The sequence below is a fragment of the Streptomyces sp. NPDC048417 genome (genome assembly GCF_040651615.1).
Lineage (GTDB): Bacteria > Actinomycetota > Actinomycetes > Streptomycetales > Streptomycetaceae > Streptomyces.
Genome location: NZ_JBEZKI010000043.1, coordinates 66,314 through 86,472, shown reverse-complemented (window position 1 = coordinate 86,472; position 20,159 = coordinate 66,314). Strand labels below are relative to the sequence as shown.

Below are 20,159 nucleotides of genomic sequence, written 5' to 3'. Positions count from 1 at the left end.
CCGTCTGACAAGGACCAGGACCCCATATGCCCGGCCGACTCCCCCGACGTGTGCTCACCCTCCTGCTCGGCGCCCTGACCGGCGTGACCGCCGTCGCGGCCCCCGCCCGTGCCGGCGACGGGGGTGATGTGACGGAGTATCCGATCACCACCACCGCCGACAGCCTCCCCGCCGGGATCGCCGCCGGGCCGGACGGGGCGCTGTGGTTCACCCAGTCCGGCGCCGGCCGGATCGGGCGCATCGCGGCGGACGGCACCGTCACCGACCGCCGCACCCCGACCCCCGGCAGCGCGCCCTTCGCCATCACTCCGGGGCCGGACCACGCCCTCTGGTTCACCGAGCAGGCGGCCGGACGCATCGGACGGATCACCACCTCCGGCACCGTCACCGAGTTCGCCCTGCCCAGGGCCGCGAGCGCACCCGCCGGCATCACCCGCGGGCCCGACGGCGCGCTGTGGTTCACCGAACCGGGAACCAACCGGATCGGCCGGATCACGACCGCGGGCAGGATCAGCGAGTACCCGGTGCCCACGGCCGCCGCCCTCCCGTACGGCATCGCCGCCGGTGCCGGTGGTGCCCTCTGGTTCACCGAACTGGCCGGCGGCAGGATCGGGCGGATCGAGACCACCGGCAGGATCACCGAGTTCCCGTTGCCGAGCCGCGCCGACTTCCCCGAGGACATCGTCGCCGGGCCCGGCGGGATGTGGTTCACCGCGTCCGGGTCGAACTCCGTCGACCGGATCGACGGCACCGGCCGTGTCACCCGGTTCCCGCTGCCCGGCGCGGACGGCGACCCCGGCGGGATCGCCGCGGGGCCGGACGGCCGGGTGTGGTTCACCGACCGGTCCGGACGCATCGGCCGGGTGGCGGCGGACGGCGGGATCACCGTCGTACCGGTGCCGTCCGGTCCCGACAAGTCGCCCTTCCGGCTCACGACCGGCCCGGACGGCACGGTGTGGTTCACCGAACTGCTGGGCAACGCGATCGGCCGGATCGAGCCGGTCTGAGGGACGCCTCGGCTCGGCAGGAGCCCGGCCCGAGTGGGGGCTACCAGGTCACCGGCAGCCGCTCCGGGATGCGCTTCATGAAGCCGGTCCGCCACACCAGTTGGGCGGGCGGCACGGCCAGGGCGAGGTCAGGCAGCCGGTCGAGCAGGACCTCCAGGGCGATCCGGGCGTGCGCCCGGCCCAGCGCGGTCGCCGGGCAGTAGTGCGCTCCGCCGCCGAAGGAGAGGTGGTCGGCGGTGTTGTCGCGGTGCACGTCGAAGCGGTGCGGGTCGGGGAACTTCTCCGGGTCCAGGTTGGCGCCCTCGACGAGGACCAGGACGAGGTCGCCCTCCCGGATGTCGGTGTCGCCGAGCCGGACGTCCGCCAGGGCTATCCGGGGCAGTGCGTCGGCGATGGAGAGGTTCACCCGCAGCAGTTCCTCGATCCCGGGGCCGATCAGGTCCGGACGGTCCCTGAGGAGGTCGCGTGCCGTGGGATGGGTGAGCAGGTACACCAGGGCCATGGTGAGGAAGCCGGAGGTGGAGACCGTTCCGGCACCGAACATGGTGACGCCGACGGTGGCCAGCATCTCGTCGCTCGGACGGTCGTCGTCGGGGCCGTCCCGGAGTGCGGCGAGCTCGCCCATCAGGCCATGGGTGGCCGGGTCGTCGAGCAGGGCCGTCATCCGGGCGATGTCCCGGTCCCAGTTGATCCGGGCTCCGGTGACCGGGCACGCCGAGTTCATGAACGCGATGTCGAGGCCGCGCAGGAACGCCGGGGCCTCGGTCGGCGGGATGCCGAGGATGCGGCAGTGCATCCCCGCCGAGTACGGCTCGCAGAACGCGCCCCGCAGATCGGCCGTCGGTCCGTCCCCGACGAGCCGGTCGACCAGCCGGTGCGCCTCCGCGCGCAGCCACTCGGCGAGGCCCGGAGCCTTGGGGCTGAGGGCTTTGAGCACCGCTCGGCGCAGCCCGGCGCCGGTGATGTTGCCCATGTTGTTCACCACCTCGGGCGGGATGGTGAGCGCGTACTGGCGGGGCACGCCCGGTGCCGAGGTCTCCTTGAGGGAGAACCGGTCGTCGCGCAGCACCTGGCGGCACAGCCGGTACGACGACACCAGCCACGCCTCGTCGCCGGCGATCGTGCGCACCCGCCGTACCGGGGTCGTGACGCGCAGTTCCCCGACCTCGTCCGGCACCCGGGTGCCGTCCCAGGAGAACGGGAAGGTCAGTGACTCCGTGGCGGTGGTCATGCCGCGGCTCCTTCGACGGCGGGGGTGACGATCGCGTGCCCCTGGTTGCGGGAGGCGCGCAGTCCGGCGCCCCGGGCGTACAACAGCTCGGCCATCGGGAGCAGTTGGTGGTAGCAGTTGAGAGAGGACGGCACCTGGAGGATGGCGGGGGTGTCGAGGAAGAGCGGGGCCTCCGCGCACACGTACTCCAGGCACACGGCGCGCTGCCGGTCACTCGCCTCCTCTCCTCTGGCCGCGAGGAAGCGGCTGACCAGGGAGTCGCAGACGGCGCCGAAGTCGCCGTCCTCGTCCAGCCGGTCCTTCAGCCGGCGGTGGATTTCCTGGTAGGAGGCGTTGGCCCGGAAGTGGGACATCGGCTGCCAGTGCAGCCGGGTTCCCTCGGGATCGGCCTCGGTGACGGCGTCGCGGACCTTGGCCCGCACCCCGCGCAGGTTCTTCACCGCCTTGCGGCGGGCCTCGTCGGGCGGATAGCCGGATGCCTCGTACATCTCGGCGACGTACAGATCGGTGTAGACGAAGTCGACTCTGTCGAAGTGGTCCAGTCCCCAGTGGGCGAGGTCGTGCAGGCGCCGGGCGGAGAAGTAACTGTTGCCCGGGGACACGCCGATCACGGCGTGCGCGCCCTCGTCGTGGATGACTTGGCATTGGGAGGTGTAGGGCTGAACCTCGAAGACGTCGGCCATCAGCACGGATGCTGTGGTCAAGGGGGATACCCTCCGCCGCGCGCTAGTCCCGGCGGGGCCCAGTGCCCCTGGTGTGGCGACGCGGCGGCCCTCACGCTAGCGGTACCTGATCGACACGGGTAGTTACCACCTGGGTTTGGCCGGAACCTGTCGTAGCAATGGTGGAAGTCCCGTGGAAATAGGGGTGCTTTCAGGCCGGGTAGATGGGATCCTCCTCTACTGTCCGATGAATACCGCAGGGGGAGGTATCACCGCAGTGAACCGTATGCACACTTCTTTCGGTGTCCTGGCTGCCGCCGCCGTCGTCGCCGCCGCCCAACTGGGCCTCGCGACCGGCGCGTCCGCGCAGGCCGGGGCGGCACGGAGCACCGGCTGCCCGGTCGACATCGTCTATCCGAGCCGCTTCTACGTGAACTCAAGCGGCTGGGTCACCAACGGCGGCCTGTACTTCGCGGTGAAGAACACCAGCGCGAGCAAGAGCTTCAAGAAGGTCACGTTCACCGTGACGGACGTGAAGAACATCCGCTTCGGCAGCGCCACGGCCAAGGGCGGCAAGGTCAGCCACAAGACGTCGAAGACGGTGTCGGTGTACACGACGACGCTGAAGAAGACCAGTCTCGGCGTGAAGGTGCAGACGCATCTGCTGAACACCCACACCTACAAGGTGAAGTTCGCCCTGCACGGCACGGGGTGGAACTGCGCCGTGGACCAGGGCACCTGGGGCTCCTGACCCGGAACGGCCCGTACCCTGGTGGCCGTGGTCGACGGCGGCGAAGGGCCGGGCGCGGCGGCCGCCCGGCTCACCGGGCGGCCGGTCTCGGCGGTGCGGGCACGGTCGGGCAGCCTGGCGGAGGTGATGCTCGCGGGCGGGCGCGCCGTCATGGTCAAGCGTGGCGAGGACCCCGGCGCGGTACCGGCCGAGTCGGCCGGGCTGCGCTGGCTGGCCGCCGCCGGGGCGGTCGCGGTGCCCGAGGTGCTGGGGCACGACGAGCGGTGGCTGGTGACCGAACTGGTCCCCACCGGACGCCCGGACGCCGAGGCGGCGACGCGTTTCGGCCAGGCGCTCGCCGCTCTGCACTCCGCCGGGGCCCCGGCCTTCGGGGCGGCGCCGCCGGACGGCCCGGACGACGCCTGGATCGGCCGCGCCCCGATGCGCAACGAGCCGGGCACCGACTGGCCGCACTGGTACGCCGAGCACCGCGTGCTGCCGTATCTGCGCACGGCGGTCGACCGGGGGACCCTGCGGCCCGGCGAGGCCGCGGTGGTCGAGCGGGTCTGCGAGCGACTCCCGGAGGTGGCGGGGCCGCCCGAGCCGCCCGCCCGGCTGCACGGAGATCTGTGGAACGGCAATGTCCTGTGGGGCACCGACGGCCCGGTCCGGCTGATCGACCCGGCCGCGCACGGCGGGCACCGCGAGACCGACCTCGCGATGCTCCGCCTCTTCGGCTGCCCGTACCTTGACCCGATTCTGGAGGGGTACCAGGAGGTGGCCCCCCTGGCCGCCGGCTGGGCGGAGCGCGTGGCGGTGCATCAGCTGTTTCCGCTGCTGGTGCATACCGCGCTCTTCGGACGGGGCTACGCCGAACAGACCCTGGAGACATCCCGGACCATCGCGGGCATCTGACGCTGTCACATGCCGGACGGGCATGTGAAATCGGCCACGGGCGGGAACGATTCGCCGCTGATTTCCGGCTGGTTCCTTAACAACCCCTTAATTAGGACTGAGATTACGCAGAGTAAGGAAACCAACCACGCGTTCGAATCGTATAAGTGCATGGAAGAACGAAACAGGGAGAGACCATGCAACCGTTCGCGCTCAACTATGCACGCCCCGCAGTGCAGTTGGACGTCACCACTCCGTACGCGTATGACTCCGGACTGCAGTTGAACGTTCTCCTCGATGGCCGGATCGCAGCCACCGATCACGCAACGCTCAGAGCCCTGGGGACCACGACCTCCACGGCGGGCTCCAAGACGCACTTCGACGACTGAGCGCGGACCCCGACGATGACCGTGCTCATCCTGACCAGTGACGAGGACGTGACGGCGGACATGGTGGTCCTCCGGCTGCACGAGACCGGAGTGCCCGTCGTTCGCCTCGATCCTGCCGATCTGACCAGCGGTGTGGCCCTGTCGGGCGAGTATGTGCAGGGCGCCAGTCGCGGACATCTGTCCGTGAACGGGCGCCTGGTGAGCATGAACGGCCTCCGCTCCATCTGGGTGCGCAGGCCGGGAGTGGCGGCCGCCCGGGCCACCCAGCCGTCCACCTGGCTGACCGAGGAGTCCGAACAGGCGTTGTACGGCATGCTGCGCGGGACCGACGCGCGCTGGATGAACCATCCGGACGCGGCCCGCCGGGCCCGCCACAAGCCGTGGCAGCTGCGGCTGGCGCAGCGCAGCGGGCTCGCCGTGCCCGCGACGCTGATCACGACGTTCCCGCAGGCCGCCAGGGAGTTCGCGGAGCGCTTCCCGGACCTGGTGGTCAAGCCGGTGTCGGGCGCGCATCCGCAGGAGCCGCCGCGGGCGGTGCCGACCAGCCGGGTGGCACCGGACACCGACTTCGCGGCGGTGGCGTTCGGGCCGACGCTGTTGCAGCGGCGGGTGGCCAAGCGGGCCGACATCCGGCTGACGGTGGTCGGCGAGCGGCTGCTGGCCGCCCGCAAGCCGGTGAGCCCGGACGCGTGTCCCGACGACGTGGACGTCCGGTTCGCCCCGTCCGTCTCTCCCTGGCTGGCGGCGGAGGTGCCGCCGCGAGTCGCCGAGACCGTTCACACGTATATGAAGGACGCCGAGCTGGCCTATGGTGCCTTCGACTTCGCGGAGGACGCCGACGGCATCTGGTGGTTCCTGGAGTGCAACCAGTCGGGCCAGTTCGGTTTCGTCGAGATGGACACCGGTCAGCCGATCGCCGAGACCATCGCCGGCTGGCTGGCGCACGGCACGGAGCAGTACCGGCCGTACGTCAACGGCGGTCGGAGCAGGACGCCTTGACGGTCTGGGCGACGAGGTGGAACCGGGCACGGAGAAAGGAACGGGAAATGCGCATCGGACTGCTGGGGACGGGCCCCTGGGCACGGGCGGCCTACGCCCCCGCGCTGGCGGGGCACGGATCGCTGGACTTCACCGGGGTGTGGGGCCGCCGCCCGCAGGCCGCGGCGGAGCTGGCCGGGGAGTACGGGGTCCGGGCGTACGACGACGTGGACGCGCTGTTCGCCGATGTCGACGCGGTGGCGGTGGCGCTGCCGCCGGCCGTCCAGGCGGAACTGGCGGTACGGGCCGCGGCGGCGGGCCGGCATCTGCTGCTGGACAAGCCCCTCGCGCTCGGCGTCGCCGAGGGGCGGGCGGTGGTGGAGGCGGCCGAGCGGGCCGGGGTCGCCTCGGTGGTCTTCTTCACCACCCGCTTCCAGGGCGAACCGGAGGCGTGGATCAGTGAACAGGCCGCCGCGGCGGGCTGGTTCACGGCGCGGGCGCAGTGGCTGGGGTCGGTGTTCACCGACGAGAGCCCGTTCGCCGCGTCGCCGTGGCGGCGGGAGAAGGGCGCGCTGTGGGACGTGGGCCCGCACGCCCTGTCCGTGCTGCTGCCGGTCCTGGGCGACGTACGGCGGGTGGCGGCCGCCGTGCACGGCCCCGCGGACACCGTCCATCTGGTTCTCGACCATGCCGGCGGTGCGTCCAGCACGGTGACCCTGAGCCTCACGGCTCCCCCGGCGGCGGCCGGGGCCGATGTGGAGCTGCGGGGCGCGGCGGGGGTGACGCTGCTGCCGAGGAGTACGGAAGGAGCCGTGCCCGCCTTGTCCCGGGCGGCCGACGCCCTGGTCACCGCCGCCCGCACGGGCCGCCCGCACCTCTGTGACGCCGCGTTCGCCCTGCGGGTCACCGAGGTCCTCACGGAGGCGGAGACCCTGCTGGGCAAGGACGTCGGCTAGTGCCGCGGCAGGCGACGTCCGCCCGTGAAGGAGCGGCGTCCGGCGCGTTCTCTGGGGGTCCCCCGGCCGGAGGCTGGAGGAGTGCCGGACGGAAGCCCTCGTACGGGATGTACTCGGGGCTTTCGGCCGGTGCGGCGAGAGAACGTGGCGGGCCTCGCGACGGGGCGAACGTCGCCTGTTGCGGCACTAGCGATCTTCAGAGGTTTCGGCGTGTGACCCGGCGCCGGCGGCGGCAGCCGCCCGGCTCCCGGGTCGGCTCTGACCTGTCACTCCCGGGAAGCCGGGAGGTAGCGCGGAACACGTGAGGTAGCTCACATTCACCTCCTTCCGTCCGGTCCCGGGCGTGCGGCTGGCACGGTGGGGCCCCGATCCCGGCCCGTCCGCGGAATGCGTCGCCACGGCGTTTCAAGATCTGCACGGGACCGGTGTCCGGGCGCGGGCGTAGCTTAGGGATGTGACTTCGGTGCGCGGCTGGTCGTCGCGTGGCTACCGGGACGGACGTGGCTGGCTGCAGGGTGCGCCGCCGCCGCGCTGGGTGCGGGTGCTGCCCTTGCTGCTGCTCGCGGTCGTGGCCGCGGCGACGCTGAGCAGCCCCGACGGACACGACTTCGGCTTCCTGCTCGGGGCCATCCCGCCGCTGGCCGTCCTGTCGTACGGCCCGCTGGCGACGGCCGTGCTCAGCTGCCTGGTCGTGGTCCTGCTGAACGTGCCCGCCACCCATCTGAACCATCCGGGCGACACCGACCTGCTCACGGTCACCTTCGTCGCGCTACTGAGCGTGTTCGTGTCGTATGTACGCAGTCACCGGGACGCCCAGCTGGTCACCGAGCGGGCGGTGGGCGAGGCGGTGCAGCGGGCCGTGTTGCCGCCGCTGCCGGAGCGGGTCGGGGCGGTGGGGTGCGTCGGGCTGTACCGGGCCGCACAGCACGGCACGCTGGTCGGCGGGGACTTCTTCGACGTGCGGGAGGGGCCCTTCGGCGTGCGGGCGGTGATGGGGGACGTACGCGGGCACGGGCTGGCCGCCGTCTCCACGGTGGTGTCGCTGCTCGGCGCGTTCCGGGAGGCGGTCCTCGACCAGCCGGACCTGGAGTCGGTGGCGGCGCGGATGGACCGCCGGCTGACGGTGGACTCGGCCGACGTACCGCACGCGGAGCTGTTCGCGACGGCCCTACTGGTGGAGTTCTCCGCCGATCTGCGGTCGGTGCGGCTGGTGGCCTGCGGTCATCCGGCGCCGGTGCTGCTGCGCGACGGCCGTGCCCAGGAGCTGGCCGTCGCGCCCGCGGCACCGGTGGGGCTCGGTCTGGTGGGGGTGGAACCGCCGAAGGAGGTCACGGTCGAGCTGTGGCCCGGCGACCGGCTGTTCATCGCCTCGGACGGCGTCTGGGAGGCGCGTGACCAGACCGGGCGCTTCTATCCGCTCCCGGAGCGGCTGGCCGTGTTCGCCGGCGCGGAGGCGGCCGAACTCGCCGAACTGGTGTGGGCCGACCTGGCCCGGCGCTGCGAGGTGCGGGACGACGCCACCATGATCGTCCTGGCGCCCGGCATCACCTGAGGTCCCGGCTCACGTCCCCGCCCCGGTTCAGCCCACGTCCCACAGGAAGCGGTGGGTGTGGATGCCGAAGTACGGGAACGACCGGACCTCGCGCACGCCCTCGACCGGCCGGACCATGTCGTTGACGAAGTCGAGCAGGTCCTTCGGGCCGGGGGTGACCACCTCCGCGAACAGATCGAAGCCGCCCGAGGTGAACACCGAGTAGACCACTTCGGGGTGTACGGCGAGGGCGTCGGCGACGGCGCGGGGGTCGCCGTCCACGCCGATGCCGAGCAGCGCCATCGCCTGGCCGCCCATGGCCATCGGGTCGGTGACGCCGACGACCTGCACGGCCCGGGAGTCCAGCAGGCGCTGCAGCCGCTGCCGGGCCGCGGAGGCGGACAGGCCGACCCGGGGGCCGAGGTCGACGTAGGCGATCCGGCCGTCGTTCTGCAGCTCGCGCAGGATGGCCCGGTCGATGTCGTCCATGTGGGTCCCGACTCCCCTTTCCCGGCTCAGCCGACGAGTTCGAGCAGGGCGGCACCGAACACCGCGGTGTGGGTGTCGACGTCCTGCTCGGTGGTGTCGGGGCACATCAGGGCCATGTTGTGGAACGGGGTCAGGAGGATGCCCCGGTTGGCGAGGTAGAGGTGCAGGAAGTCCTCCAGCTCGGTGTCGGCGGCGGCCGCGGACTCGGTCCCGGTGCGCGGGGCCGGGGCGGCGAAGCGGTACTCGGTGCGGGCCCCGAGCCGGCTCACCGACCAGGGCAGGGCGTGCGCCTCCACGGCCTGCCGGACGCCGGTCTCGAAGCGTTCGGAGAGCTGTGCCATGCGGGCGAAGGCCTCGTCGGTGAGGACATGCTCCAGGGTGGCCCGGGTCGCCGCGACCGAGAGCGCGTTGCCGGCGAGGGTGCCGCCGACCCCGCCCATGTCGACCAGGTCCAGGTCGGCACGGGCGAGCAGGCGCTCGGCGAGGTCGGCGGAGAGGCCGTAGGCGCCGGCCGGGATGCCGCCGCCGATGGCCTTGCCGATGGTCAGCAGGTCCGGCTCCAGGTCCCAGGCGGCGGTGCAGCCGCCGGGGCCGGCGGAGAAGGTGTGCGTCTCGTCGTTGATCAGCAGCGTGCCGTACCGCCTGGTCAGGGCGCGCACGCCGGCCAGGTAGCCGGGCTCCGGCAGGACGATGCCGATGTTGGTGAGCGCGGGTTCCATGAGGACGGCGGCCACGTCGCCGTGGGCGAGCTCGCGCTCCAGTTGCGCGAGGTCGTTGAACTCGGCGACCCGGCTGGTCAGGGTGACCTCACAGGGCGCGCCGACGTTTCCGGGGCGGGGTACGCCCTTGCCGTCGGGGCCCACGACGATGAGGGACTCGTCGACGCTGCCGTGGTAGCTGTAGCTGTTCACCAGGATCTTCGGGCGGCCGGTGACGGCGCGGGCGAGCCGGATCGCCCACCGGTTGGCGTCCGTCGCGGTGAGCGAGAAGCTCCAGCGGGCGAGCCCGAAGCGGCGGGTCAGCTCCGCGCCCACCCACTCCGCGTCCTCCGTCGGCAGCATCGCGGTGGCCCCGCCCTGCTCGGCGAACCTGCGGTGCACCGCCTCCGTCACCACGGCCGGCGAGTGACCGGCCATCGCGCCGGTGTCGCCGAGGCAGAAGTCGATGTAGGTGTGCCCGTCGACGTCGGTGACCCGGGCGCCGCGCGCGGTCGCCAGGTAGCGAGGAAAGGCGCCGGCGGTCTTGTTCATCCAGGTCATCGGGACCCGGCCGAAGAGATGGCCGGCGTCTGCATATGCAGCCCGGGAGCGGGGATTTCGCCGCTCGGCCTCGGCGCTCTCCCGGGCCAGCAGGGCGTGCAGTCGGGTGCGGTCCATAGAGTACCCCAGGTCGGGAGCGGCGGCGACGGAATGCCGGGATGGTACGACCGATATCAGCGCCTCTTCAAGATCTGACGCTCGAATCACTTGATGCGACGACGGATTCGCGCGCAGCCCTGCCCGAAAGTCGTCCCGCACACCGCGAAGCAAGCGCACTGGCACTCGACGTTCGAACATTCGCCCCAAAACGCCAGGGTTCGCCACCCCTTCCGCCACATAGAAATATCTACCAGCATGCATATGCCGGGTTGGCGTGCGAACGCGCCGAGTGCCCGGTGTCGGTCGTTCCCTGCGCCCGAAACAGGCGAGCGGTGATCCCCGGGAGCAGTGCATGACGAACGCGATGTGGATGCAGGGTGTGGAATGGCTGGCGGCGGCCTCGGCGGACCCCCGGGCGTGCAAGCGGGAGTGGGACCACGGGGAGGGCGTCGCCCTGCTGGAGGCGGGCCGCTACTGGGATGTGCTGAGCGTCCCGGACCGGCTCGGTCTGCTCACGCTGGATCTGCTGTGGCGGCCCTCGCTCCCGGTGCCCGGCCCGACCCTGGTGGACAGCGCGGCGGGCCGGGTCGGTTTCTTCCTGCCGCCCGATCCGTCCGGCGGCTGGATCGGCTCCGGTCTGCGCTATGCGACCAAGGGCTCCTGGGTCGCCGTACCGCCGCCGTACCGGCCGGCGCGGTATCTGGAGTGGCTGGTGCCGCCCGACGGCGGTGGTGCGCTGCATGCGCCGGGCACGCTGGAGCTGGCCCTGCGCGAGGCCAACGGGGCGCTGGCGGTGCTGGCCCCGATGTGCGGGGAGTAGCGAGGTCAGCGGCGGGGCGGCGGGACGAACACGATGGCGCGCCGGCTCTCGGGCTCGGCCGGCACGGTACGGCCCTGATCCCGCCACTCCTGCCGGAGCTGGGCGTAGATCGGCTCGCTGGAGCGGAGGGCGCGCGGCTCCCGGGCCGGGCGCCAGGGCGTGGGTGAGGATCCGTCCATGCCGGAGCAACGCCCGAAAACGCGCCGGTGGTACGCGCCGTCCGACGCGCTCACCGGGTCGGGTGAGCACAGCCCCCCGATCGGACCCGGCCACCTGTCCTACAAGCATTCCGGCGTCTCCCGGTCGACAGGCGCCGTCGGACGCGCGCTCGTATCCTGTGGAGCCAGGGTTCTGACGTCCGACCCCATCGCACGTCCCTCTCACGTGCTTGGAGTCAGCCCATGTCGCACACGTCCGCCATGCTGCGCAGCGGGGCCGCGATCGCCGTCGTGCTGGGGACACTGACGGTGCCGCCGGCCGGCCGGGCGGCCGCCTCCGCACCGGCCGCGATCGCCGCGCCCTCGACCACCCCGTCACCGTCCGGCAGCACGGACGTCCGGGACATGACCCCGGCCGTGGCCCGCCGACTCGACGCGGCTGTGCGGAAGGTCATGCGCGAGGCCGACGTGCCCGGGGTGACCGTCGGGGTCTGGACACCCGGCCGGCCCGACTACGTTCGCTCGTTCGGGGTCGCGAACAAGGACACCGGACAGAAGATGTCGCCCGACCTGTACACGCGGATCGGCAGCGAGACCAAGATGTTCACCGTGACGGCCGTGCTGCAACTGGCCGACCAGGGCAAGGTGGGCCTGGACGACCCCATCGGCGAGTACCTCGACGGAGTGCCGGGCGGCGACCGGATCACCCTCCGGGACCTGGCCGGGATGCGCAGCGGGCTGTTCAACTACTCCGAGGACAACAGCTTCTTCAAGGCGCTGACCTCGGATCCGCAACGCCCCTTCACCCCGCAGGAGTTGCTCGCCTACTCCTTCAGGCACCCGGTGCTGTTCCAGCCGGGGCAGAAGTTCTCCTACTCCAACACCAACCTGATCCTGCTCGGCCTGCTCGTCGAGAAGGAGAGCGGACAGCGGCTCGGCGACTACCTCCAGGAGCACGTCCTCGCTCCGGCGGGCATGAGCCACACGGTGTTCCCGGCCGGGAACGCGTTCCCCACGCCGCACGCACAGGGCTACACCGACCAGACGGCGACCGGAAAGGTCGAGGAGACCGCCGGCTGGGACCCCTCCTGGGCCTGGGCGGCCGGCGCGATGATCTCCGACCTGGACGACCTGCACACCTGGGCGCGCACGGCGGCCACCGGCGTCTTCCCCGACGGCACGACCATGATCGGCCCGGCCGTCCAGAAGCAGCGGCTGACGACTCCGCCGACGGGGATCCCGGCGCCGGGTACGGACTCGGCATCTTCGACGTCCAGGGCTGGATCGGGCACAACGGCTCACTGCCTGGCTACGAGGCCCTGACCGTCTATCTGCCGTCGGCGCGGACGACCGTGGTCGTCCTGCTGAACACCGACATCAGCTACCGGGGGAACATCGAGCCCAGCACGCTGTTCGGCCAGGCGATCACCCACGTCATCTCGCCCGCCCACGTCTTCGACCTGCCGGCGCCGGCCGCCGCCACGCGCTGACGGCTCGAACCGCACACGGCTCCAACTCGCCCTCTGCGCATGGCATTTCCGACAGTTGACACAGAAGCGAACACTCACCGAGCAGATTCGAATTGATGTAACGATTCACCGTGCGGGACCGGTCGATGACGGTGTGTACTGTGCTGCGAGCGCCACATGGGAGGGCCCTGGGCTCCCCGTGCCCACTGCTGCCCTACTCCCCCTGGAAACCCATTCCATGATCGAATTGCCGGAACTGGTGGCCGGTGGTCTCGCCGCCGGAACGCTCTCCGCGCTCGCCCTCGGCGGCAGTCTGCTGCGGGCCCGGCGCCAGAAGGCGGCACTGCGGGCCGAGGTGCAGGAGTTGCGTGCCCAACTGACGGGCGCCGACAGCGCGTTCATCTCCGAGGTCGAGCATCTGGCCGCCCGCCGGATGCCCGCGGCCGCCGCGCAGCTCACGCATCCGCACCTCAAGGTGCCGGGTCCGGCCGGGCAGAACACGCCCGGGACCCCCACGGGGATCGCGCTGGAGTACGTACTCACCGCACTGCGCGAGGAGTTGACCGCACAGCGCACCCGGATCGACGCGGCCGCGCAGGCCGGTCTGCGGGGCGCCACCCGGGAGATCCAGGCCGCCCTGTACCGCCTGCAGGACGCCCTGCGGGGGCTCCAGCAACGCTACGACGAACCGGAGTTGGCGCAGACACTGTTCGCTCTGGACCACGAGAACGAGCAGTCGCTGCGGCGGGCGCAGGTGGCCGCGGTCGTGTGCGGGGCCTGGGTGGGGCTGGCCCGCGAGGAGTCCCACGTGGTGGACGCCGTGACCGGCGGTCAGGCCCGGCTCGCCGGCTACCACCGGGTCACGGTCCACAACCATCTGGAGCCGGGCACCGCCCTGGTGTCCCACGCGGTCGAGCCGGTCGCCATCATCGTCGCCGAACTCCTCGACAACGCGCTGCGCCACTCGGCACCGGACACCGAGGTCGTGGTCAATCTGGAACACGTCCACCACGGGGTGTGCGTCACCGTCGACGACGCCGGCCTCGGCATGACGCAGGACGAACGGGCCCGCGGCCAGCGGCTGGTGGCGGGCAGCGACCCGATCCTGCTGACCGACCTCGGCGATCCGCCGCGCATGGGCCTGGCCGCGGTCGGCCAGCTCACCCGCCAGTTCGACCTGAACGTCGACGTCTCCTCCCCCTCGCCGTACGGCGGGGTGCGCGCGGTGCTGCGGGTCGACAGCCATCTGCTCGGCCGGATCGACCCGGGCGTACGGCCGCCCTCGGCCAGCGCGCCGCGCTCGACGCGCGAGCGCTCGGTGGTGCGCCGGGAGCCGGCGCTCGAACCGGCCGCGCACGAGCCGCCGTCGACCGAGTCCCCGGCCGCACCGGCTCCGGCCGCACCGGCTCCGGCCGCACCGGCATCGGCGCCCGCCGCGGCCGAGCACGAACGCGCCCCAGGCCACCAGGGGCCGGGCGACCTGGACGGTCTGCCGCAGCGACGGCGCCGCACCCGTCCCGACGCCCCCGGCGTACCGCAGCAGCAGCCGGCCGCCCGGCGCCCCGAGGAGGCGGCCGCCGCGCTCGCGGCCCTGCAGTACGGCACCGCGGCGGCGCGGACCCCCAAGCGGGCCGGCGCGCCCGATCCCCAACGGACCGACGACGAAGGAGGAGCGGCCAGATGACCAGCCGCGATGCGGGCGAGACGGCATGGGTGCTGGATCCGATCCTGCAGGTACCGCATGTACTGGCCGCCGTCCTGCTCACCCGGGACGGTCTCGCGACGGGGTACACCGACGCCCTGTCCCAGGCGACCGCCGAGCGGGTGGCCGCGATCACCAGTACCGTGCAGGGCGCCTGCCGGGCCGCGGCCGCCGCGTTCGCGGACCGGGACCGGGCCGAGGTGCGGCAGGTGGTCATCGAGTCGGACCACGGGTACGTGCTGATCGTGCCGACCGACCACGGCACCTGTGTGGCGGCCTACGGCGACCCGGAGGTGCGGCTCGACCTACTGGCGCACCGGGTGCACTCGCAGGTGGCCCGGCTGGGCGAGAAGGCGATGGCGGCGGCACCCAGAGGCTCCGACGGCGGCGCGCCGGCATGACCGGCCGCCGTGGCGGCCGTCCCCTGGTCCCCGCGTATCTGTCGACCGGCGGGGTGGCCCGGCCCAGCCGTCCGCATCTGGAACGGCTGACCGTGCTCACCCGCGACGGGACCCCCCTGCCCGCCGGTCTGCCCGCCGCCGAACAGGCCCTGCTGGAGCTGCTGTCCGATGGCGCGCTGACGCTGGTGGAGGCGGCGGCGCTGCTGCGGCTGCCGGTCTCCGCCGTCCGGGTGCTGGCCGCCGACCTCGTCGACCGGGACCTGGTCCAGGCCCGTGCGCCGATCCCGCCCGCCGAACGGTTCGACCCCGACCTGCTGAAGAGAGTGGCCGATGGCCTCCGCGCCCTCAAGTACCGGTGAGCTGCCCCGCACGGGCGGCACCCATCTCCCCGACAGCGCCCGTGACCTGGTGAAGATCCTGGTCACCGGGCCGTTCGGGGTGGGCAAGACGACCCTGATCGACGCGGTGTCGGAGATCCGCCCGCTGCACACCGAGGAGCACCTCACCGAGGCCTCCGCCCATGTCGACGAGCTCGACGGGGTGCGGGAGAAGGAGACGACGACCGTCGCGATCGACTTCGGTCGGATCAGTCTGGCCGGCGGCATCGTGCTCTATCTGTTCGGGACGCCGGGGCAGCAGCGGTTCCGGACGCTGTGGGACGACATCTCCTACGGGGCGCTCGGCGCCCTGGTCCTGGTGGACAGCCGGCGGATAGACGCCTCTTTCGACGTGCTGGGCCTGGTGGAGGAGGCGGGGCTGCCGTACGCGGTCGCCTTCAACGCGTTTCCCGACGCGCCCAGCCACTACACGGGCGAACAACTGCGCGCCGCCCTGGACCTGGAGCCGGGCACCCCGATGGTGACCTGTGACGCCCGCGACCCGCACTCCTCGGTCGACGCGCTGCTCGCCCTCGTACAGCATCTGATCGACGACCGGCCGGCGGAGGCCCGATGACCGCGCAGCAGTCCTTCACCATCTCCGGACCGGTGCGACTGTGGGAGGACGGCTACGCCCGGAACCCGCACGGCTACTACGCGGCGCTGCGCGCCCAGGGCCCGGTCGGCTGGGCGGAACTCGCGCCGGGCACGCCCGCGTACGTCATCACCGAGCGGCTCGCCGCCCTCGATGTGCTGCGGGACGTGGAGACCTTCTCGCACGATCCGCGGGGCTGGGAGGCCACCGTCCCCGAGGACTCCCCGCTGCTCGGCATGATGCGCTGGCGGCCCAACGCCCTGTTCTCCGACGCCGACGCCCACATCCGCTACCGCACCAGCCTCATCGACGTGTTCGACCTGATCGAGCCGCACGATCTGCGCGCACTGGTGCACCGGGCGGTACGGCTGCTGGTGGACCGCTTCGGGCCGCGCGGCGAGGCGGATCTCGTCGCCGACTTCACCCGGCCGCTGATGGCGCTGGTGTTCAACAACCTGTTCGGGCTGCCCGACAGCCAGGGCGACCGGCTCAACGAAGGCCTCCTGAAGATGATGGAGGGCGGTGCGCACGCGGCCGAGGGCGAGGCGGAGTTCGCCGACTACGTGCTGCGGCTGGTCGCCGCCAAGGTCGCCGAGCGCGGCGAGGACCTGCCGAGCATGCTCCTGGACCATCCGGCCGGGCTGACCCCGGAGGAGGTCACCTGGCAGGTCTTCCTCACCCTCGGCGCGGGGTACGAGCCGACCACGAACCTGGTGTCCAACGCGCTGTCCCGGATCCTCGGCAACTCCCTCTACTACTCCACGTTGACCAGCGGCGCCCGCCCGGTCATGGACGCGGTGGTCGAGGTGCTGCACCACGAGACCCCGCTTGCCAACTACGGGATCTACTACGCCCGTCGGCCCGTCTCCTTCCACGGGGCGTGGGTCAGGCCGGCGATCCCGGTGGTCGTCTCCTTCGGTGCCATGGGCCTGTTCGCCGAGCGGGAGGTCTCCAGCGGCCGGCGGGGCGGTGACGCCTCGCACCTGTCGTGGGGCGCGGGCCCGCACGCCTGCCCGGTGCGGCACCACGCGCTGCTCATCGCGACCGAGGCGATCGAGCGGCTCACCCTGTGGCTGCCCGACCTCGACCCGGTCCTGCCCCGCGAGCGGCTCAGCTGGCGGCCCGGCCCGTTCCACCGCTCGCTGACGTCCCTGCCCGTCCGGTTCAGCCCCCGCTCCCCCGACCAGCCTGGAGAGTCGTCGTGACCGTCACCGACCGCATCGCTCTCGACCCGTTCGGCTCCGACATCCCGGCGGAGAGCGCACGGTTGCGCGCCCTCGGCCCCGTCGTGCCCGTCGAACTGCCCGGCGGCATACCCGCCTGGGCACCCACCGGCCACGACGTCCTCAAGGAACTGATCCTCGATCCCCGGGTCAGCAAGGACCCTCGCAAGCACTGGCGGTTGTGGCCGGAGATCGGCGAACACCCCTCCTGGGGCTGGGTGGTCAGCTGGATCGGCGTGGTCAACATGCTCTCCGCGTACGGCCCCGACCACACCCGGCTGCGCAAGCTGGTGGCGCCGAGCTTCACGCACCGGCGGACCGAGGCGATGCTGCCGCGCGTCGCCGCCATCGCCGAGGAGCTGCTCGACGCGGTGGCCGTCGCGGGCGCCGACGGCTCGGCGGTCGATCTGCGGGCCGGGCTGGCGCAGCCCCTTCCCATGCGGATGATCTGCGAACTGTTCGGTGTGCCCGAGGACATGCGGGAGGACACCGGCCGGCTCATCGCGGCCATCATGGACACCTCCGATCCGACCCCGGAGCACGCGGCGTTCGTGCAGGAGCGGATCGGCACGGTCCTCGGGGGGCTGATCGCGTACAAGGTGGAGCACCCGGGCGACGACATGACCACGGAGCTGATCCGGGTCCGCGACGAGGACGGTGACCGGCTCAGCGACGAGGAGCTGCTGTACACGCTGCTGCTGGTGATCGGCGCCGGGTTCGAGACCACGGTCAACCTGATCGGGAACGCGGCGGTGGCACTCCTGACGCATCCGGCGCAGTTGGCGGCGGTGTGGGCCGGGACGGTCGGCTGGGACGCGGTGATCGACGAAACGCTGCGCCTTCATCCGTCGATCGCCTCGCTGCCGCTGCGGTTCGCGGTGACCGACCTGAAGGTCGGGGACGTCACCGTTCCGGCGGGGGACGCGATCATCACGACGTACGCGGCGGCGGGCCTGGATCCGGAGCGCTACGGGCCGGACGCGGACGTGTTCGACGCGGCGCGCGGGGCCGACGACCATCTCTCGTTCGGGCTCGGAGTGCACCGCTGCATCGGCGCGCCGCTGGCCCGGGCGGAGGCGCTCGCCGCGTTGCCCGCCCTGTTCGACCGCTTCCCGGGACTACGGCTGGCGGTCGGCGCGGAGGAGCTGCGGCAGGTGCCGTCGTTCATCGCCTTCGGCTGGCAGGAGATCCCGGTACGGCTGGGGGTGTGAGCCCGGCGGTCGCGGGGACCCGGGTCCAGAGGTCGCGGGGGCTGCGACCGGTCCCCCGTTCCGGTCGTGCCCCCGCGGAACGTGAAGATACGTGCGGATCCGGCCGTTGGGTATCGCAGCGATGCCCGATCGGGCACCTGGAGGGCTCACCCGTGCACAGGTGAGTCCGGTTGGCCCGGATTCGCCCGGAGCAGCGCTGGTGCGGTGAGGTCCCCGAGGGCGAGGTGGGCCAGGACGACCTCGTACAGGTCGGTGCCGACAGCCAGCAGCTGACGTTCCAGGACGGGTTCGGCGCCCCGGACGTGTTCGCGGACCGTCTGGGCGTGCACCCCCAGGTCCTGGGCGGCGCGTTCCGCGTTGCCGCCGGCGGCGATCCAGGCCCGCAGGGTGCCGCGCAGGTCACGGCTGTCCCGGGTCAGCCGGTCCAGCAGGTCGTGCGCCCAGGCGCGCAGCCCGGGCCCGGCCAGCAGGTCCCCGAGCCGCGCGCCGGACGCCGTCGGTGCCGCAGCGGCGAGGTCCTCCGTCCGGGCCGCCTGGGTGTTCAGGGCCAGATGAGCGGTGGCGCGCACCGCGAGGTCGGAGAAATCGGCGCCCAGGAGGGCCTCGACGCGGTCCATGCGGGCGCGGACGGTGTTGCGGCTGACGCCGAGGACCTTGGCCGCGCTGACGGCGGTGAACTCCAGGCCGAGGCGGGTGGTGGCGAGGAGTTCCGCGCGGGTGTGGTGGGGCAGGGTGTCCAGCGGGCGGAGCACGGTCGTGGACCAGGCGTGCAGCGCGGCGGGGTCCATCAGCCGTTCCGGGTGGGTGCGTTCGGCGTAGACGGCGGCCTGGCCGGGGCTGAAGCGGGCGACTGCCAGGGCGCTGATGGCCTGGCCGTAGGCGGTGGCGGTGCGGGCGAGGCTCTGCCGGACGCTGCCGCCGAGGAAGGTCCCGGGGCGGCCGTCGACCAGCGAGCGCAGCCACTGACCCGCCCTGGACGCGGGGCTGACGACGATGACATGGCCGTCGACGGCGGGGCAGCGCACCACCAGGGCCTGGCCGCGGGTGATGTCGAGGCAGTCCTCGGCGAGCCCGTCACGTTCCGCCGGGTGCCCCTCGACGACGTACACGCAGGCGCTGTCGGTGTCGAGGAGGCCGGGCCACAGCCCGGCGGCGACCCGCCGGGCGGAGACGGTGTCCTCCACCATCAGCAGTTGCAGGATGGCCAGGCGCAGATCGGCGGTGGCCCGGCGGAGCCGGCGCCCGGCGGCCGTCGACTCGCGCTCGCGCAGCAGGAGTTCGACGATGCCGGCGGTGTGGGTGACGATCTCGGCGGCGCGCCGGTCGAAGGGGGTGGCGCGGGCCACGGCGAGCAGCGAGGCGGCCGCGGGGCGCGGCTCGGGGGCGTGGACGGAGACCAGCCGCAGATGCCGGTCGCCGTCCTGGACGGCGGCGGCGGAGATCCGGCCGGTGACCACCTCGGCGACGAGGCCGTCGTCGAGGGACAGCCGCTCCCCGGCGAGCAGGGTGCCGTCGGCGCCCTGGAGGCAGACCGTCGCCTGCACCGCGCGGGCGAGCCAGGCGACCACGCGGCGCGGGTCACGGGCGCCGGGGCGCAGATGGTCGAGGAGCTGCGCGGCCCAGGTGTCGCCGTGGGGTGTCGGGGGGTGCGGGCCCTCGCCGTCCCGGCCTGCCATCTCGCCCTGCTCCTCGTCCCTAGCGTCTGCCCCGGCCTACGGACGTTACCCGATGAACCTGGGCAGGTCCCGACCGCCGGGTACACCTCCGCCGACGGCCCTCGGGGGAAGGGCCGCCGGCGGAGAACGCCTCACCCGGGGCCGGGGGGAGGGCCCTCGGGCGGCTCCTATGCGGGTGCCCGGAAATCCGGCGGGTATGCACACGGATTCCGAAGACGCGGGCCGGGACGGACCGGCGCCCGCCGCCGGGCTTCGGGAGAGGCGGCACCCGGCGGCGGGAAACGCCTCCCCGGTCGGAGCCA

20 protein-coding genes and 1 pseudogene are annotated in these 20,159 nt (G+C 72.7%); 15 read left to right on the top strand and 6 right to left on the bottom strand.

Annotated features, from left to right (window positions below):
- Positions 1-26 precede the first annotated feature (26 nt).
- Entirely contained in the window at positions 27-1,007 is a 981-nt protein-coding gene (locus AB0D59_RS45210; protein ID WP_362577475.1) for a hypothetical protein, read from the top strand.
- A gap of 40 nt (positions 1,008-1,047) precedes the next feature.
- Here the strand turns inward: AB0D59_RS45210 and AB0D59_RS45205 are convergent, their stop codons facing one another.
- Entirely contained in the window at positions 1,048-2,238 is a 1,191-nt protein-coding gene (locus AB0D59_RS45205) for a cytochrome P450 (protein WP_362577473.1), read from the bottom strand.
- A complete protein-coding gene (locus AB0D59_RS45200) occupies positions 2,235-2,942 on the bottom strand; it encodes a tRNA-dependent cyclodipeptide synthase (RefSeq protein WP_362577471.1) in 708 nt (235 codons plus the stop codon). The genes AB0D59_RS45205 and AB0D59_RS45200 overlap by 4 nt, the downstream gene beginning before the upstream one ends.
- Before the next feature lie 244 nt (positions 2,943-3,186).
- Between AB0D59_RS45200 and AB0D59_RS45195 the strand changes: the two genes are divergently transcribed.
- From AB0D59_RS45195 to AB0D59_RS45170, 6 genes are all read left to right on the top strand, one after another.
- Positions 3,187-3,651 (top strand): hypothetical protein, encoded by a 465-nt coding sequence (locus AB0D59_RS45195; RefSeq protein WP_362577469.1) that lies wholly within the window; start codon positions 3,187-3,189, stop codon positions 3,649-3,651.
- Positions 3,652-3,678: 27 nt separating this feature from the next.
- Entirely contained in the window at positions 3,679-4,545 is an 867-nt protein-coding gene (locus AB0D59_RS45190) for a fructosamine kinase family protein (protein ID WP_362577467.1), read from the top strand.
- A 176-nt stretch (positions 4,546-4,721) separates the two neighbouring features.
- Complete coding sequence (gene tgmA / locus AB0D59_RS45185; RefSeq protein WP_133024031.1) at positions 4,722-4,913, top strand: putative ATP-grasp-modified RiPP; 192 nt, start codon at positions 4,722-4,724, stop codon at positions 4,911-4,913.
- A 15-nt stretch (positions 4,914-4,928) separates the two neighbouring features.
- Positions 4,929-5,912, top strand: a complete 984-nt coding sequence (gene tgmB / locus AB0D59_RS45180; protein WP_362577465.1) for an ATP-grasp ribosomal peptide maturase — start codon at positions 4,929-4,931, stop codon at positions 5,910-5,912.
- 47 nt (positions 5,913-5,959) lie between these two features.
- On the top strand, positions 5,960-6,847 hold the full coding sequence (locus tag AB0D59_RS45175) for a Gfo/Idh/MocA family oxidoreductase (protein ID WP_362577463.1): 888 nt from the start codon (positions 5,960-5,962) through the stop codon (positions 6,845-6,847).
- A 454-nt stretch (positions 6,848-7,301) separates the two neighbouring features.
- A complete protein-coding gene (locus AB0D59_RS45170; RefSeq protein ID WP_362577461.1) occupies positions 7,302-8,399 on the top strand; it encodes a PP2C family protein-serine/threonine phosphatase in 1,098 nt (365 codons plus the stop codon).
- 27 nt (positions 8,400-8,426) lie between these two features.
- On the opposite strand, the gene AB0D59_RS45165 is transcribed toward AB0D59_RS45170, so the two are convergent.
- Positions 8,427-8,867, bottom strand: a complete 441-nt coding sequence (locus AB0D59_RS45165) for an Lrp/AsnC family transcriptional regulator (protein ID WP_362577459.1) — start codon at positions 8,865-8,867, stop codon at positions 8,427-8,429.
- 26 nt (positions 8,868-8,893) lie between these two features.
- On the bottom strand, positions 8,894-10,243 hold the full coding sequence (locus AB0D59_RS45160; protein ID WP_362577457.1) for a transaminase: 1,350 nt from the start codon (positions 10,241-10,243) through the stop codon (positions 8,894-8,896).
- A gap of 334 nt (positions 10,244-10,577) precedes the next feature.
- Between AB0D59_RS45160 and AB0D59_RS45155 the strand changes: the two genes are divergently transcribed.
- Positions 10,578-11,045, top strand: a complete 468-nt coding sequence (locus tag AB0D59_RS45155) for a hypothetical protein (RefSeq protein ID WP_362577455.1) — start codon at positions 10,578-10,580, stop codon at positions 11,043-11,045.
- Between the two features lie 5 nt (positions 11,046-11,050).
- On the opposite strand, the gene AB0D59_RS45150 is transcribed toward AB0D59_RS45155, so the two are convergent.
- Positions 11,051-11,224: a hypothetical protein gene (locus AB0D59_RS45150; RefSeq protein WP_362577453.1), complete on the bottom strand. Its 174-nt coding sequence runs from the start codon at positions 11,222-11,224 to the stop codon at positions 11,051-11,053.
- Between the two features lie 222 nt (positions 11,225-11,446).
- Here AB0D59_RS45150 and AB0D59_RS45145 point away from each other — a divergent pair.
- The 7 genes and pseudogenes from AB0D59_RS45145 to AB0D59_RS45115 all read left to right on the top strand — a co-directional run bounded on the left by AB0D59_RS45145 (position 11,447) and on the right by AB0D59_RS45115 (position 18,181).
- Positions 11,447-12,693: pseudogene (locus AB0D59_RS45145) on the top strand (serine hydrolase domain-containing protein).
- Between the two features lie 217 nt (positions 12,694-12,910).
- Positions 12,911-14,356, top strand: coding sequence for an ATP-binding protein (locus AB0D59_RS45140; protein WP_362577452.1), 1,446 nt, complete (start codon positions 12,911-12,913; stop codon positions 14,354-14,356).
- On the top strand, positions 14,353-14,775 hold the full coding sequence (locus AB0D59_RS45135) for a roadblock/LC7 domain-containing protein (RefSeq protein ID WP_351711146.1): 423 nt from the start codon (positions 14,353-14,355) through the stop codon (positions 14,773-14,775). The genes AB0D59_RS45140 and AB0D59_RS45135 overlap by 4 nt, the downstream gene beginning before the upstream one ends.
- Positions 14,772-15,134 carry a DUF742 domain-containing protein gene (locus tag AB0D59_RS45130; RefSeq protein ID WP_362577450.1) on the top strand — a complete coding sequence of 121 codons (363 nt, stop codon included), beginning with the start codon at positions 14,772-14,774 and terminating at the stop codon, positions 15,132-15,134. The genes AB0D59_RS45135 and AB0D59_RS45130 overlap by 4 nt, the downstream gene beginning before the upstream one ends.
- Positions 15,106-15,729, top strand: a complete 624-nt coding sequence (locus AB0D59_RS45125; protein WP_362577448.1) for an ATP/GTP-binding protein — start codon at positions 15,106-15,108, stop codon at positions 15,727-15,729. Before AB0D59_RS45130 ends, AB0D59_RS45125 begins: the two co-directional genes overlap by 29 nt.
- Positions 15,726-16,952, top strand: a complete 1,227-nt coding sequence (locus tag AB0D59_RS45120; RefSeq protein ID WP_362577446.1) for a cytochrome P450 — start codon at positions 15,726-15,728, stop codon at positions 16,950-16,952. The genes AB0D59_RS45125 and AB0D59_RS45120 overlap by 4 nt, the downstream gene beginning before the upstream one ends.
- Positions 16,949-18,181 carry a cytochrome P450 gene (locus AB0D59_RS45115; protein WP_362577444.1) on the top strand — a complete coding sequence of 411 codons (1,233 nt, stop codon included), beginning with the start codon at positions 16,949-16,951 and terminating at the stop codon, positions 18,179-18,181. The genes AB0D59_RS45120 and AB0D59_RS45115 overlap by 4 nt, the downstream gene beginning before the upstream one ends.
- 146 nt (positions 18,182-18,327) lie before the next feature.
- Here the strand turns inward: AB0D59_RS45115 and AB0D59_RS45110 are convergent, their stop codons facing one another.
- Complete coding sequence (locus tag AB0D59_RS45110) at positions 18,328-19,857, bottom strand: helix-turn-helix domain-containing protein (protein ID WP_362577443.1); 1,530 nt, start codon at positions 19,855-19,857, stop codon at positions 18,328-18,330.
- Positions 19,858-20,159 lie beyond the last annotated feature (302 nt).

Bases quoted from the DNA above. Each gene is read 5' to 3' on its own strand.
- AB0D59_RS45210 (WP_362577475.1), top strand. From the start codon at position 27: ATGCCCGGCCGACTCCCCCGACGTGTGCTCACCCTCCTGCTCGGCGCC.
- AB0D59_RS45205 (WP_362577473.1), bottom strand. From the start codon at position 2,238: ATGACCACCGCCACGGAGTCACTGACCTTCCCGTTCTCCTGGGACGGC.
- AB0D59_RS45195 (WP_362577469.1), top strand. From the start codon at position 3,187: ATGCACACTTCTTTCGGTGTCCTGGCTGCCGCCGCCGTCGTCGCCGCC.
- tgmA (WP_133024031.1), top strand. From the start codon at position 4,722: ATGCAACCGTTCGCGCTCAACTATGCACGCCCCGCAGTGCAGTTGGAC.
- tgmB (WP_362577465.1), top strand. From the start codon at position 4,929: ATGACCGTGCTCATCCTGACCAGTGACGAGGACGTGACGGCGGACATG.
- AB0D59_RS45175 (WP_362577463.1), top strand. From the start codon at position 5,960: ATGCGCATCGGACTGCTGGGGACGGGCCCCTGGGCACGGGCGGCCTAC.
- AB0D59_RS45165 (WP_362577459.1), bottom strand. From the start codon at position 8,867: ATGGACGACATCGACCGGGCCATCCTGCGCGAGCTGCAGAACGACGGC.
- AB0D59_RS45160 (WP_362577457.1), bottom strand. From the start codon at position 10,243: ATGGACCGCACCCGACTGCACGCCCTGCTGGCCCGGGAGAGCGCCGAG.
- AB0D59_RS45155 (WP_362577455.1), top strand. From the start codon at position 10,578: ATGACGAACGCGATGTGGATGCAGGGTGTGGAATGGCTGGCGGCGGCC.
- AB0D59_RS45150 (WP_362577453.1), bottom strand. From the start codon at position 11,224: ATGGACGGATCCTCACCCACGCCCTGGCGCCCGGCCCGGGAGCCGCGC.
- AB0D59_RS45140 (WP_362577452.1), top strand. From the start codon at position 12,911: ATGATCGAATTGCCGGAACTGGTGGCCGGTGGTCTCGCCGCCGGAACG.
- AB0D59_RS45135 (WP_351711146.1), top strand. From the start codon at position 14,353: ATGACCAGCCGCGATGCGGGCGAGACGGCATGGGTGCTGGATCCGATC.
- AB0D59_RS45130 (WP_362577450.1), top strand. From the start codon at position 14,772: ATGACCGGCCGCCGTGGCGGCCGTCCCCTGGTCCCCGCGTATCTGTCG.
- AB0D59_RS45125 (WP_362577448.1), top strand. From the start codon at position 15,106: ATGGCCTCCGCGCCCTCAAGTACCGGTGAGCTGCCCCGCACGGGCGGC.
- AB0D59_RS45120 (WP_362577446.1), top strand. From the start codon at position 15,726: ATGACCGCGCAGCAGTCCTTCACCATCTCCGGACCGGTGCGACTGTGG.
- AB0D59_RS45110 (WP_362577443.1), bottom strand. From the start codon at position 19,857: ATGGCAGGCCGGGACGGCGAGGGCCCGCACCCCCCGACACCCCACGGC.